This window comes from Salegentibacter sp. T436, assembly GCF_001932675.1.
In the GTDB taxonomy this organism is placed as follows: Bacteria; Bacteroidota; Bacteroidia; order Flavobacteriales; family Flavobacteriaceae; genus Salegentibacter; species Salegentibacter agarivorans.
Genome location: NZ_CP012872.1, coordinates 600,750 through 615,553 on the forward strand (window position 1 = coordinate 600,750; position 14,804 = coordinate 615,553).

General features: G+C 37.5%; 12 protein-coding genes. 6 read left to right on the top strand and 6 right to left on the bottom strand.

Going from position 1 to position 14,804, the window contains the following annotated elements; translation table 11 throughout:
* Window positions 1–47: 47 nt before the first annotated feature.
* Window positions 48–1,106 (top strand): glycosyltransferase, encoded by a 1,059-nt coding sequence (locus AO058_RS02580; RefSeq protein WP_075325095.1) that lies wholly within the window; start codon window positions 48–50, stop codon window positions 1,104–1,106.
* On the opposite strand, the gene AO058_RS02585 is transcribed toward AO058_RS02580, so the two are convergent.
* Together AO058_RS02585 and AO058_RS02590 are read right to left on the bottom strand one after the other, a co-directional pair.
* Entirely contained in the window at window positions 1,053–2,123 is a 1,071-nt protein-coding gene (locus AO058_RS02585) for a sensor histidine kinase (protein ID WP_075325096.1), read from the bottom strand. The genes AO058_RS02580 and AO058_RS02585 overlap by 54 nt on opposite strands.
* Window positions 2,123–2,806: a response regulator transcription factor gene (locus AO058_RS02590; RefSeq protein WP_075325097.1), complete on the bottom strand. Its 684-nt coding sequence runs from the start codon at window positions 2,804–2,806 to the stop codon at window positions 2,123–2,125. The genes AO058_RS02585 and AO058_RS02590 overlap by 1 nt, the downstream gene beginning before the upstream one ends.
* Before the next feature lie 176 nt (window positions 2,807–2,982).
* On the opposite strand from AO058_RS02590, the gene AO058_RS02595 reads away from it, so the two are divergent.
* The 4 genes from AO058_RS02595 to AO058_RS02610 all read left to right on the top strand — a co-directional run bounded on the left by AO058_RS02595 (window position 2,983) and on the right by AO058_RS02610 (window position 9,331).
* Window positions 2,983–5,781 carry a TonB-dependent receptor gene (locus AO058_RS02595; RefSeq protein ID WP_075325098.1) on the top strand — a complete coding sequence of 933 codons (2,799 nt, stop codon included), beginning with the start codon at window positions 2,983–2,985 and terminating at the stop codon, window positions 5,779–5,781.
* A 41-nt stretch (window positions 5,782–5,822) separates the two neighbouring features.
* The gene (locus tag AO058_RS02600; RefSeq protein ID WP_075325099.1) at window positions 5,823–7,793 is read left to right on the top strand and encodes a hypothetical protein; all 1,971 of its coding nucleotides are present in this window, start codon (window positions 5,823–5,825) and stop codon (window positions 7,791–7,793) included.
* Between the two features lie 155 nt (window positions 7,794–7,948).
* Entirely contained in the window at window positions 7,949–8,293 is a 345-nt protein-coding gene (locus AO058_RS02605) for a T9SS type A sorting domain-containing protein (protein WP_075325100.1), read from the top strand.
* A 60-nt stretch (window positions 8,294–8,353) separates the two neighbouring features.
* The gene (locus tag AO058_RS02610; protein ID WP_075325101.1) at window positions 8,354–9,331 is read left to right on the top strand and encodes a LuxE/PaaK family acyltransferase; all 978 of its coding nucleotides are present in this window, start codon (window positions 8,354–8,356) and stop codon (window positions 9,329–9,331) included.
* 239 nt (window positions 9,332–9,570) lie between these two features.
* On the opposite strand, the gene tyrS is transcribed toward AO058_RS02610, so the two are convergent.
* Window positions 9,571–10,866, bottom strand: a complete 1,296-nt coding sequence (gene tyrS, locus AO058_RS02615; RefSeq protein ID WP_075325102.1) for a tyrosine--tRNA ligase — start codon at window positions 10,864–10,866, stop codon at window positions 9,571–9,573.
* A gap of 175 nt (window positions 10,867–11,041) precedes the next feature.
* Between tyrS and AO058_RS02620 the strand changes: the two genes are divergently transcribed.
* Window positions 11,042–12,055 carry an NAD-dependent epimerase/dehydratase family protein gene (locus tag AO058_RS02620; RefSeq protein WP_075325103.1) on the top strand — a complete coding sequence of 338 codons (1,014 nt, stop codon included), beginning with the start codon at window positions 11,042–11,044 and terminating at the stop codon, window positions 12,053–12,055.
* Here AO058_RS02620 and AO058_RS02625 read toward each other — a convergent pair.
* Genes AO058_RS02625 through AO058_RS02635 form a run of 3 tightly spaced genes read right to left on the bottom strand, consistent with a single transcriptional unit; the run spans window position 12,052 to window position 14,655 of the window.
* The gene (locus tag AO058_RS02625; RefSeq protein ID WP_083634122.1) at window positions 12,052–12,612 is read right to left on the bottom strand and encodes a DUF4296 domain-containing protein; all 561 of its coding nucleotides are present in this window, start codon (window positions 12,610–12,612) and stop codon (window positions 12,052–12,054) included. The genes AO058_RS02620 and AO058_RS02625 overlap by 4 nt on opposite strands.
* A complete protein-coding gene (locus AO058_RS02630; protein ID WP_075325105.1) occupies window positions 12,581–13,924 on the bottom strand; it encodes a dihydroorotase in 1,344 nt (447 codons plus the stop codon). The genes AO058_RS02625 and AO058_RS02630 overlap by 32 nt, the downstream gene beginning before the upstream one ends.
* A complete protein-coding gene (locus AO058_RS02635; RefSeq protein WP_075325106.1) occupies window positions 13,921–14,655 on the bottom strand; it encodes a polyprenol monophosphomannose synthase in 735 nt (244 codons plus the stop codon). The genes AO058_RS02630 and AO058_RS02635 overlap by 4 nt, the downstream gene beginning before the upstream one ends.
* Window positions 14,656–14,804 lie beyond the last annotated feature (149 nt).

Sequence of the window (14,804 nt, forward strand, 5' to 3'; positions counted from 1 at the left end):
AAAATTAAAGAAAATAGCGCACAGGCACTTAATATTATATTTGATATATGCAGAAGAAAAGAATTTTAGTGGCTGTTTTAAACTGGGGGCTTGGTCATGCTACACGTTCTATTTCTATTATCAATGAATTACTGAATCATAATTTTGAAGTTTTTATCGCCTCAGATGGAGTGGCGTTACAGTTATTACAGAAAGAATTCCCAGATATTAAATGCCTGGAACTTCCCTCCTATAATATTTCCTATAGCAAATCTGCGAGTTCTTTTAAATGGAAATTATTTACTGAAACTCCAGGTATTCTACGTGCTATAAGACTTGAAAAAAAAGCGATAAAAGAATTTGTTGATGAATATAATTTAAACGGAATAATCTCTGATAACCGATTTGGATGCCGGCATACAAAAATCACTTCGGTTTTTATCACACACCAGTTAAATGTGCTAAGTGGAAATACTACTTATTTAAGCAGTAAATTACATCAAAAATATATTTCAAAATTTGATGAATGCTGGATTCCCGATACTCCCGGCAGTAAAAATTTAAGCGGAATAATGGGGCATTTAAAAGAAATGCCCGAAAACGTAAAATACCTTGGTCCACTGAGCCGATTTAATAAATTCCGAGGACAAAAAAGATATGACTTCGCAGTAGTTTTATCTGGTCCAGAACCTCAGCGAACAATGTTGGAAGAAAAATTACTTGTGACCTTCCAAAATTCAGATAAAAAAATTGTTTTTATAAGAGGGATAATAGGCGGGGAAAGTATTACTTCTTTAAACAAAAGCCTGGAAATTATAAACTATCTAACTTTTAAAGAACTGGAAGAAGTAATTCTAAGTAGTGAAATTATTATATGCAGGCCTGGTTATACCAGTATAATGGATTTGGCTAAACTGGAGAAAAAAGCATTCTTTATTCCCACTCCCGGCCAGTACGAACAGGAATATTTAGCTGAACGTTTTATGAAGTTAGGAATAGCTCCTTTTTGCAAACAAGAGAAATTTGAAATTTCAAAACTTGAGGATTTAAGAGATTTTTCAGGCTTTAGCAACCTAAATTTCAGAAGTAATTTCGGGGATATTTTTGCTCTTTTCCAGCGTGAATGAAAATTCACTACCTACCCCAAAAACACTTTCTACATAAATTTTTTCATCGTGCGCTTCAATAATATGCTTTACGATAGAAAGTCCTAAGCCAGAGCCACCTTCCTTCCTGGAGCCGCTTTTATCTACACGATAAAAACGTTCAAAAACACGCGGTAGATTTTCTTTTTCTATTCCTTCACCATTATCGGTTACACGAACAATCACTTTATTCTTGATAAGGTTTTCTATGCTAACTTCAGTAGTACCATCTTCCTTTCCGTATTTAATAGAATTCACGATTAAATTGGTAAGGACCTGCTGAATTCTATCCCTATCGGCATTTACCCAAATAGGTTCGTCGTAATCAATATCAAAAGTTAGGGTGATGTTCTTTTTGGCTGCTTTCATTTCCAAAAGATCAAATGAGCCCTGCACAAGTTCCACAATATTAAAATCTTCCTCTTCTAAATGTAGGTCCCCGGCCTCCAGTTTGGTGATCATATCTAAATCGCGCACTATATAAATAAGGCGTTCTACACCTTTGCTGGCACGTTGCAGGTATTTTTTTCGCACCGCTTTATCTTTCATTGCGCCATCAAGCAGCGTAAGAATATATCCCTGAACGGTAAAAAGTGGTGTTTTAAGCTCATGCGAAACATTTCCCATAAATTCTTTCCTATAGGCTTCACGAACTTTAAGAGTATCTATCTCCAGCTTTTTATCTTTGGTAAATTTTTCAACTTCGCGGGTAAGCGTAGCCATATCTGTAGTAACCTGGCTGGGTTTTAGAGTGGTAGAATCTAAAAGGGAAACATTATCGTAGATCTTTTTAATTCTTTTATATATAAAATGTTCTACTCTATACTGAATTATAAAAAAGCATACCAAATAGGTTATAAAAATAAAAGCAAAAAAGGGCCCGGGAATAAATCCGCTGGTAAAATATGCAAAACCTGCCAACACCACACTCAAAACAAGTGTGATATAAAGTGAAGTCTTTATTGCGAATTTATATGAGCGTTTAAACTTTTTTGCCATTAAACAACAAACTTGTAGCCTACACCTTTTACGGTTTTAAAACATTCGTCTCCAATTTTCTCCCTAAGTTTTCTAATATGAACATCTATGGTTCGCCCGCCAACAATAACTTCGGCACCCCAAACCTTATCTAAAATATCTTCCCTTTTAAAAACTTTCCCCGGTTTTGATGCTAATAAAGAAAGTAATTCGAATTCTTTTCTTGGTAAAATAATTTCTTCGCCGCTTTTAATCACTTTATACTCATCGCGATTAATAATAAGATCTTTAATTTTCACCACATTAGAAGATGCGGTATCATCTTTAAATCTTCTAAGCAAAGCTTTCACTTTACTCACCAGCACTTTAGGTTTAATTGGTTTAGTAATATAATCATCGGCTCCCGCATCAAAACCGGCCATTTGAGAATAATCTTCGCCCCGTGCGGTAAGAAAAGTAATAATGGTTTCTTCCAGCTCTGGCAGCTTTCTAATTTGTGCACAAGCTTCAATCCCATCCATTTCAGGCATCATTACATCAAGGATAATAAGCTGCGGTTTCTTCTTTTTGGCAAGTTTTACAGCATCAGCGCCATTATCTGTAGTAATTACCTGGTATCCTTCGGCTGAAAGGTTATATCCCACTATTTCCAGGATATCCGGTTCATCGTCTACCAGTAAGATTTTAATGTCCTTTTTTTTCATTTTGGTTTAGTTGATTTGGTATAATGTGAGGTAAAAGTAACCATAAATTTGAACTTACGTAAGCTCTACTCCTTTGGTAACCTTAAGCTAACATTATAATCATAAACACATAATTTCAGCTTAACAGAGGCTTTACAATGCTGCCGTTAATTTGCGCCAGAGAACTAAACACAGTAATGAAGAAGTATTTATCTATCCTGAGCTTACTTATTTTAAGTGTAGCTATGCAAGCGCAAAATGATACAACCGGTAGTATTGTCGGAAAATTATCTGACAATGAAGTGGAGGGACAACCTCTTCCTTTTGCGAATGTAATCATTAAAGAAACAAACAAAGGAACCACTTCAGATTTTGACGGGCTATACTCCCTAAAAAATATTGAACCCGGAACCTATACAGTAGAATTTAGCTTTATAGGCTACGAAACATTGCAAATTCCAAATGTTGAAGTAGTAGCAGGAAAAGTTACCGAAGTAAACACCGGTCTTGGAGCCAGTGCAGCAGCTTTAGACGAAGTTGTTATTTCTACGGTTTCAAGACAGGATTCTGAAGTTGCTTTACTTTTAGAACAAAAAAGTGCAATTCAAATTAAGGAAAGTATTGGTGCCCAGGAATTAGCCAAAATTGGGGTTACTGATGCCGGCACTGCCACCACAAAGATATCTGGGGTTACCAGTAGTGAAGCTTCGGGAGATATTTTTGTGAGGGGATTGGGAGATCGTTATCTATATTCTACACTAAACGGTTTGCCTATTCCATCAGACGATGTGGAGCGTAAAAACATAGATCTGGGTCTTTTTCCAACCCGTGTTATTAAGAGTGTGGGAATAAGCAAGACGTATTCACCTTCTTACTCGGCCGACCAGGCTTCCGGGAATATAAATATAGAATCACGCGAACTTGCAGGAAGCAAGGAACTTGATTTTGGAATTAGAGTTGGGGTAAATACCAATGCAGTAGGACAATTTTCAGACTTTAAGGTTAGTCCGAATCAGGACAACGCTTATTTCGGATTTCATCAGCAAAATATTCCCATTCAATATACTTTATACAACCAGCCCTGGGACCCTCAAACTGCAAATGCCCCTGTAAACAGAAGGTATGCTTTAACCGCCGGAAAGAAATTTGGCGAAGATCTAAAAGTACTTTTAACAGCGTCTCAATCCAGTAAATTTGAATATCGTGAAGGGGAGTTTACCGAATACAGAAACAACAACCGTTACGATTATTTTACCGATGTAGAGAATTTCACTCAAACCGATAATACTACCGGGATGCTGAATGCTATCTATGAAGTTTCTGATAATCACGAAATAAAAGCAACCAGCCTCTTTATAAATAAACTTACCGATGAAGTTTACGAAAGCGGCAGAAATGGTGAAGGAGTTGTGTTTGAAGAAACCGGCCCTGCGGAGGGATTGAACCAGTTTGTACGCGATCAGAATATCAAACAAACAAGGTTATGGATAAATCAATTCCACGGAATCCATAATTTTTCAGAAAAAAATGAATTGAATTGGGGCGTAGGATATAATCTTGTTAATGCCGATGAACCAAACCGTATTAGAAACGAAGTAAATTACGACGGCGAAAATTTTATTCAGTTGGGAAGAATGGGTGGTTATCAGCAAAGAAAGTCGTCCCAAAAGATTGAGGATAATGAAATTAATGCTTTTGTAGAAGATAAAATTACTTATAGCAAACCGGAAGATGATGCAGAAACCAAAAGCATATTCGTAGACTTTGGCGGAAATTACCGTAACAAACAAAGAGATTTTGTTTCGCGATTTTACGGAGTTATAGAGCGGCCTACCAATACCTATAACCCAACCTCATTAGATAATCTTTCCAGCGTTTTTACCATAGATAATTTTAGAAGTGGAAACCTTAAAATTAACGAGCTTACGCCCGATTTTTACCAGGCCGAATTACAGTCTTATGGTGGATTTGTAAGCTTTAACTATGGTAAAAACAACTGGAACCTTAACCTTGGTGCCAGATTCCAAAAAGACGAACTTAATGTAGATTTCAGGGTAAATAACTATCCCGCAAACCGGCCACAGTTTTCCAATCAATCTTACAACAATGTTTATCCTAGTTTGAATTTTAAATATTCACCAACCGAGAATTCCAACATTAGGTTATCAGCCAGCAAAACCATTACCCTTCCGGAATTTAAAGAAATTGCACCTTTTGAATATGTTTCTCAAACCGGGCAAGTTACCCGTGGTAATCCAGATTTGGCAGCCTCCAATAACCTGAACTTCGACCTAAAATATGAATTTTTCCCAACATCAGGTCAGTTAATTTCTTTAACCGGATTCTATAAAAATATTGAAGATCCTATCAACAAAGTACAGGATAGAGGTGCAGCGGGTGTATTCTCTTATTTCAATGCTGGGGAAGAAGCAAACATTTACGGTTTGGAACTTGAAACGAGGCTGGAGCTAATCGATAACGAAAGTCCCGAAGGTTTAGACCTAGAAATCGCGTTCAATGCTTCAAGAATGTGGCACCAACAAGACCTTAGAGAGGTTTTTGATGGTGAAAGTTTCATTAGAACTTTCAGATACAATAATAAAAGTGAAATAGGTTTGCAGGGCGCCTCAGACTGGATCTTTAATGGCTCACTTAATTTCTCTACAGAATCAGACGATCCATTTAGAGCTTCTATAGTCGGAAATTATGCTTCAGATAAAATTTATGCGCTTGGAGCACCAGAAGCCCAAAACGAAGGAGATGTATTTTATAACGACGAGATTATAGAAAAAGGCTTTGTAACATTAGACCTTATAGTAAGTAAAAGTCTTGGTGATCACTGGGATTTCCAGTTACGTGGGCAAAACCTTCTAAATCCTGAAATAGAAAGAGTGCAGGATATTAGACCCAGCTCTACGGGTATAGAAACCACCCAAACCGTAAGGTCCTATACAAGAGGGGCAATTTTGAGCTTAGGAATCAACTATTCATTTTAACCATAAATATTAACCATTCTATTTTTATTAAAACTTAAATTATGAAAAATTTTAAAAACCGGTTTTTACCAACCTTGGCCCTTGCTCTAGGGCTGGCAATTTCAGGGTGTAGCTCTGACGATGATTTTGAAAGACTGGATGGCGACGATCCAACCCCAACCCCTGAAGGCACAGAACTTAACGGCAACCTTGAAGATGACCGCGTGTTAGACGCGAGTGAAATTTACAATCTTACCGGTGTTTACTCAGTAGAATCGGGAGCGACATTAACAATTCCCGCTGGAACCGAGATTGTTGCTGATACAGATGAAGACGCGACAGGAGTGTATATCGTAGTACAAAAAGGAGGGATGATAGACATTCAGGGTACATCTTCGGCTCCGGTAGTTATGAGGTCTTCTAACGGTGAACGAGGAAGCTGGGGCGGACTCGTAATTGCCGGTGATGCTGAAAGCACTGCTGGTGTTGATGCTACTGCAGAAGTTGGGGGTATTATCTATGGTGGAAGCAATTCTGAAGACAATTCGGGTTCAATAGAATACCTTGTACTTTCTGATGCCGGTGCGCAAATTAATTCAGAATCACAATACAACGGGATCTCTCTTTACGCAGTAGGATCTGAAACAACTATAGAAAATATTGCGATCTTAAATGGTTCTGATGATGGAATTGAATTCTTTGGAGGTTCAGTTGCTGCTACTAATCTTTATTTAGAAAATAACGAAGATGATGCTGTAGACTGGACAGAGGGATGGAACGGTACCATTACAAATACTTACGTACTACACAGTATTGAAAACTTCTCTACTGCAATTGAGGCAGATGGTGTAGATGGAAATCCTACTATCGAGAACTTCACCGCAGTTTCTTCTACCGGTGGTGTTGCCTTACAATTTAAAGCACAATCGGGGGCAACTATTACTGGTCTATCACTTTCTGGATACGATACTGCTTTAGATATCGCTGAAGAAACAAGAACCGACCTTTCCGGAATACAGTTAAACGGTGCTACCGCAGAATTGGATTTGGATTATTCTGAAGCTCAAACCGTAGACCCCGCGATGTTTGATTGGGTAGACAACCGTGGTAGAGTTTCTGTTCTACCCGGAACTATAGATGAAGATTTCTCATTAGATGGAAATTCAGAATACATCATTAACGGTGTGGTTTCAGTAGAGGAAGGTGCGACCTTAACTATTCCTGCAGGAACTAAAATTACTGCAAGAAGTGATGATAATGACGATGGAACTAGCATTTATCTAGTTGTTCAAAAGGGAGCAATGATAGACATCCAGGGAACTGAAGAAAAACCTGTAGTTATGTCTTCTACTTCTGGGGCACCTGGAAGCTGGGGCGGACTTGTAATTGCAGGTAATGCAGAAACTACAGCCGGTATTGATGCAACTGCAGAAGTTGGCGGTATTATCTACGGTGGTGACGATCCTGAAGACAATTCAGGTTCTATCGAGTATCTTATACTTGCAGATGCGGGAGCGCAAATAAATTCAGAATCCCAATACAACGGGCTTTCCCTTTACGCAGTTGGTTCTGAAACCAATATCGAAAACATTGCTATCTTAAATGGTTCTGACGACGGAGTTGAATTCTTTGGAGGATCGGTTTCTGCAACTAACCTTTATTTGGAAAATAACGAAGATGATGCTGTAGACTGGACAGAAGGTTGGAATGGTGCCGTAACAAACACTTATGTTTACCATACCATAGAAAACTTTTCTACTGCGATTGAAGCTGACGGTGTAAATGGAAACCCTACAGTTGAAAACTTCACTGCGGTTTCAGAAACCGGTGGAGTAGCTTTACAATTTAAGGCACAATCTGGCGCTACAATCACAGGACTTTCACTTTCCGGGTACGAAACTGCTATTGACATTGCTGAAGAAACCAGAACAGATCTTTCTGGAATTCAGATTGAAGGAGAAACTGCTACCCTGGAAGATACTTACGAAACCGATGCTACGGTAGATGTAGCAATGTTTAGCTGGGTAGAATAGTGCATTCTCATTATTAAATAATTATGTATTAGCCAAAGAAAAGGCTGCCGATAAGGGCAGCCTTTTTTAATATAACATTATGATTAAATACACAATAATTCTGGCATCGTTTTTGAAATTTTATTGTAGTTTTGTATAAACCTCGATATTAAAGAATGAAGCAATACTACTTCTATACTTTCATATTAGCTATTTTCCTCACATTCTCTGCGCCAAATGCAGTGAATGCGCAGGATACTACCAGCTCGGGGAATAAAACCGAAATTCCCATAGAGGGCCTATCTATATACCCTAACCCGGTTACTAACGGGAAAGTTTATATTAGTACTTCCCAAAATAAAGAAAAGGAAATCCAGATTTACAATGTTTTGGGTAAACCTGTACAACGCACCAAATTAAGAGGAAAAGAACTTGACGTTTCTTCACTTAGTGCAGGAATTTATATTCTAAAAATCAAGGAAGAAGAAGCCTCTGCCACCAGAAAATTAGTGGTGCGATAATGCAAACTTCACGCATTTCCTAGAATTCTTAACTTCGCCTCTCTAAATTTAACCACGAGAATGTTATCTGAAAGAATTTTTAATATTTCTAATCAGAAAGATTTTAATGAAATTACTCTTGAAGTATTTTCTTATCAATATCAGCATACTAAGGTTTACCGGGAGTTTTGCGAGTTATTAAATCGGAATCCCAAAAATGTTCAAGCTCTTGAACAGATTCCATTTCTACCTATAGAATTTTTCAAAAAGAAAAAGGTAATTTCTGGTTTAGCTTTAGAAGAAATAATTTTCACCAGTAGCGGCACTACCGGTTTAACCACCAGTAAACATTACGTAACCAATTTAAAGGTTTACGAGCAAAGTTTTTTAAAAGCTTTTGAACTTTTCTACGGGAAACCCGAAGAAATGGTAGTTTTAGCGCTTTTACCTTCTTATTTAGAACGCCGGGGCTCTTCGCTAATCTATATGGCCGATAGCCTTATAGAACGAAGCAAATATCCTGAAAGCGGATTTTACCTGGACGAACTTGAGAACCTTCAAAAGAAACTTTCAGCACTAGACAAAAGCGGAAAAAATATTCTTCTTCTAGGCGTATCTTTCGCCCTACTCGATTTAGTTGAAAATTACGATTTCAACTTAAAGAACACTACTATTATGGAAACCGGTGGGATGAAAGGCCGGCGTAAAGAAATGATTAGAGCAGAACTGCATCAAATTCTTTCTCAAGGTTTTGGAGTAGAAAAGATTCATAGTGAATACGGAATGACCGAGTTACTTTCGCAAGCCTATTCAAAGGGAGACGGAATTTTTGATACTCCACCCTGGATGAAGATTCTTATTCGTGATGCCGAAGATGCGCTAAGCTATCTCCCAGCGCATAAAACAGGCGGAATCAATGTAATAGACCTGGCTAATTTTAACTCTTGTTCATTTATTGCTACCCAGGATTTAGGCAGAAAAATCCAGAAAGATCAAACTGAAATTCTTGGAAGATTTGATAATAGTGATATTCGGGGATGCAACCTTCTAATTCTATAAGCTTTCTGCTATCAACATTCGCCAATAAAAACTTAAAGATCAGTGCTTTATAGTTAAAGTTTATTAAAGCATGTAAATTTTAAGCAGTTTTCTCGTCTTATTAAATGTAAGATGAATTATGATTAAAATAAGTCTTACAGGCTAAGTGAAATTTTTTCATATTAGATTGGTTAGTTAGTTGCAAGCCCCATAAACGTCCTGTTTGTGGGGCTTTGTATTTTATTAAACCAACCAGCAGCTTAAATTGCCCTTATAATATAGGTATTCTTCTTTCCTTTATTAATAATTACATATTTATCATTAATAAGGTCTTGCGGAGTGATGGTATAATCTTCCTTTACTTTCTCCTTATTTACAGAAACTGAATTTTCTTTAAGAGCCCTTCTGGCTTCACCATTTGATTGCAGAAAATTAGTTTTTGCCGATAAAGCCGCGATCATATCCAGGCCTTCTTCTATTTCGGCTTTAGCTACTTCAGCTTGTGGTACGCCTTCAAATACATCTAAAAATGTAGCTTCATTTAAAGATTTTAAATCGGCTGCGGTACTTTTTCCAAAAAGGACTTCAGAAGCTTTTACCGCGTTCTCAAAATCTTCTCGAGAATGAACCATTACCGTAATTTCTTCGGCTAAAGTTTTCTGAAGCACACGTTTATGAGGCGCTTCTTTATGCTCGTCAACAATTTTATCTATTTCGGCTTTACTTAACAATGTAAAGATCTTGATATATTTTTCAGCATCAACATCACTGGTGTTTAACCAATATTGGTAGAATTTATAAGGAGAAGTACGGTTTGGATCTAACCAAACATTTCCGCCTTCGGTTTTCCCAAATTTAGTCCCATCAGCCTTTGTAATTAGCGGGCAGGTTAAAGCGTAGCCTTTTCCATTTCCAATACGGCGAATCATCTCGGTACCGGTCGTGATATTTCCCCACTGGTCGCTACCGCCCATTTGCAGCGTACAATCTTTTTCCCTGAATAAATGCAGAAAATCGTAACCCTGAACCAACTGGTAAGTAAATTCGGTAAAAGACATTCCCTCGGCAGCATCAGAAGATAAGCGCTTTTTAACCGAATCTTTGGCCATCATATAATTTACCGTAATATGCTTCCCCACATCACGAATAAATTCCAGAAAACTGAAATTTTTCATCCAGTCGTAATTATTTACCATTTCGGCAGCATTTTCCTCTTCTTTTCCAAATTCAAGAAATTTAGAAAGCTGGTTTTTTATAGCCTGCTGGTTGTGCCGTAAGGTTTTTTCGTCAAGCAAATTTCGTTCTGCAGATTTCCCTGATGGATCACCAATCATTCCTGTAGCACCACCCACTAAAGCAAAAGGTTTATGCCCGCAAAGCTGAAAATGTCTAAGCATCATCACGCTCACAAGATGGCCTATATGCAGGGAATCGGCCGTTGGGTCTATGCCCACATAAGCAGCACGCATTCCTTCTTTTAAATGGTCTTCGGTTCCAGGCATGACATCATGCACCATACCTCTCCAGGTAAGTTCTTCTACAAAGTTCTTATTCATAATTCAAATAATTTTGCTCAAAAATAATAGTAAATAAGCTCGGAGCAAGTCACCGAACCCGTTTTACGAAATAATATTTAGATTTTTTGGAAAATTTTGGAGATTAAATCTCAACTATCGAGTAAAGATACCATAAACTCTTATTTTTCCTAAGTGGTTTTGGTATATTTACCACATGATTTTAGTTACAGGCGGCACCGGACTTGTAGGTTCACATTTATTGCTGAATTTATTAAAAGCCGGAAAAAAAGTTAGGGCTCTTCACCGAAAAAATAGCGACCTCGCAGCGGTTGAGCACGTTTTCAACTATTATACTTCTACTGAAGAAGCCAAAAGCTTATTCCAACAAATTGAATGGTTTGAAGCAGATATCACCAACGTACCTCAACTAAATAAAGCGTTTGAAAATATAAAATACGTTTACCACTGTGCTGCGCTTGTTTCCTTTGATCCCGCAGATGATAAAAAGCTGCGAAAAATAAATATTGAAGGCACTGCAAACATCGTAAACCTTTGTGTTGCTTTTAAAATTGAAAAACTGTGCTATGTTAGCAGTGTTGCTGCACTTGGCAGAAGTTTAAACAACAAAGAGATTAACGAGCGCGCTATGTGGAACCCCGAAGAAGACCATAGCGATTATGCAATTTCTAAATACGGTGCCGAAATCGAAACCTGGAGAGGCTCGCAAGAAGGCGTACCAACGGTAATAGTAAAACCCGGAATTATTATAGGACCAGGCTTTTGGAAAGAAGGCACGGGTCAAATTTTTTCTAAAATTGATAAAGGAATGAACTATCATTTTCCCAAAATAGCCGGTTTTGTGGGGGTAAAAGATGTAGTAAATGTGATGCAACAGCTAATGGAAGCTGAAATAAAAAATGAAGCTTATATCCTGGTTTCTAAAAATATAAGTTTTAAATCTGTTTTTGAGCAAACTGCAATTGAATTGAATAGAACTGCACCTAAAAAAGCGCTCAAAAAATGGATGCTTTGGGTAGGTTGGTTTTTTCAGAAAATTGGGGGATTTTTTGGCGCAAAAAGACAAATTACCAAAAATACGGTAAGAACCCTTTTCCAACATTCAAAATATTCAACCAAAAAAATTAAAGAAAGCCTGGGTTTTGAATTCACCCCAATAAAAAATGTAATTGCAGAAACAGCTAAATTCTACAAACAGGACAAATCTTAGTCTCGCGATCTTGGTGGAGGCAAACTGTCTATAACGCTCATGCTAAGCGAATCTTTTTTTTTAACTAAGGAATCAGAAATTTCTTCAATTTCCTTATCAGGGTTTAAAGAATCTTTTTCCACTCCCAGTGAATCACGTCTTATTTTTGCAATAGAATCTTTAATTCGTTGTTCTTGCTTTTGCAGTGTATCTAGCTCAATTTTTAATTTTTCAAAACGATTCTTTACACTATCGTAGATGCGCTGATAAATTTCAAAGTTATCGGCATAATAATCGTTGCTACGCTTAAACTGAACGCTATCTATATCGTATTTCTCGAAGATATATTCCTGGCCTCTAATCCCGGTATTTTCGAACATACGCTTATTAAAATTCCTGGCCGATTGCATTATGGAAACTTCGGCAATTATATCTATCATTTTATCTTCAGGAATAAGATTTTCTGGCCTTTCAGATTCATCAATATTCTGGCAGGCAGCAAATGCCGCACCTATAAAAAACAGGAAGAAGAATTTTTTACACATATTATCTGTCAAACTGCAAACGCTCTGCCACATTCGCAAAAGGCTGATGTTTAAAATTCTTATACACCAAATTACCGTTCACAAAAGTATGTGTAACCCTAGATTTAAAAGTTACCCCCTCAAAAGGAGACCAGCCACATTTATACTGAATATTATCTGGCTGTACAGCCCACGGCGCATTTAGATCTACCAGCACCAAATCGGCTTTGTAACCCTCTCTAATAAATCCGCGATCTTTTATCTCAAACAAAATAGCCGGATTATGACACATTTTTTCTACAATCTTTTCTAAAGAAATTTTCTCCTGATGGTAGAACTGTAACATTGCAGCAAGCGAATGTTGTACCAACGGGCCACCACTGGGTGCCTTGGTATATACATTTTTCTTTTCTTCTTTAGTATGCGGAGCATGGTCTGTAGCTACCACATCCAAAAGATCATCGTTTAAAGCTTTCATTAAAGCCTCCTGATCCTTTTTAGTTTTAACCGCAGGATTCCATTTAATCAAAGTTCCTTTTTTCTTATAATCAGAATCATTGAACCACAGGTGATGTATACAAACCTCGGCCGTAATTTTTTTGTCTTTAAGTTTCTTTTTATTGCTGAATAAACTTAGCTCCTTTGCTGTAGAAACGTGAAAAACGTGTAATCTCGCCCCGGTTTTTTTGGCCAAAGCTACCGCTTTGGATGAAGACTTATAGCAAGCCTCTTCGCTCCTAATTTGTGGATGCAATTCAATTGGAATATCATCGCCATAGCGATCTATACATTCCTCAAGATTCTTTTTAATGGTTTCTTCGTCTTCACAATGCACAGCGATTAACAATGGAGATTTTGAGAAAATTTGCTCTAATGTTTTTTCGTCGTCTACCAGCATATTTCCGGTAGAAGAACCTAAAAACAGTTTTAAAGCTGCTGTGGTTTTAGGATCTACTTTTAGAATTTCTTCCAGGTTATCGTTAGTACCGCCAAACATAAAAGAATAATTGGCATAAGATTTTGCTGCAGCCAATTCAAACTTCTTTTCTAATTCTTCTATGGTGGTAGTTTGCGGAAGCGTGTTGGGCATTTCTATAAATGAAGTAATTCCGCCAGCCACAGCCGCGCGAGATCCCATTTCTATGTTTTCTTTATGGGTAAGCCCCGGCTCCCTAAAATGCACCTGATCGTCTATTACACCAGGCAACAAATGGGTTCCTTCGGCATCAAAGATTTGTACATCTGGGGATTTGGCGCTAATGCTTTCGGCAATTTCCACAATTATTCCACCTTCAATAAAAACATCGGCTTCTTTAATTTTACCCTCGTTTACAATCTTCGCGTTCTTGATTAAGACTTTCTTCATTTCAATTTAATCTGCTTAAAAAGACTTTTAATCTTCATTATTATTACCCCAAAAATGGCTTCAGAAATTATGGAGCCACTCATTTTTGAAGTTCCTCGTGTTCTATCTGTAAAGATTACGGGAACTTCTTCTAAATTATAGTTCAGCAAATATGCTTTAAACTTCATTTCTATCTGGAAGGCATAGCCAACAAATTGTATGCTATCCAAATCTATTGTCTCCAGCACTTTTCTTTTATAACAAACAAAACCGGCGGTGGTATCGTGAATATCCATTCCGGTAATAAATCTTACATATTTAGATGCCAGCCAGGATAATAAAACCCTGCTCATAGGCCAGTTAATTACATTTACCCCGGTTTTATATCGGGAACCTATGGCAACATCGGCATTATTCCTTTTGCAGGTATTGTATAATCTTATAAGATCGTTAGGATTATGAGAAAAATCGGCATCCATCTCAAAAACATACTCGTAATCCCTTTGCAGCGCCCATTTAAAACCGTGAATGTAAGCCGTTCCCAAACCTAATTTCCCTACTCTTTCTTCAAGAAAAAGACTATCATGAAATTCGGCTTGCAGGGTTCTTACCAGGGTTGCAGTGCCATCGGGAGAATTATCATCTACCACCAAAATATGAAATTGTGTAGGTTGAGAAAACACGTTTCTAACCAGTCGCTCAATGTTTTCAATTTCATTAAAGGTGGGTATAATGACTATCCCCTTTACCATCTTATCAATTTTTGCACAAATGTATGCATTTTAAATCTTCGTTTCCCGGCATCACCTTCAAGTTTTAACCTCAAAATAATTATACATTTGCAAAAAAAGTTTTAATCCTGGAAGCCATAGAAAGACATATTGTTTCACTAGACTGGATC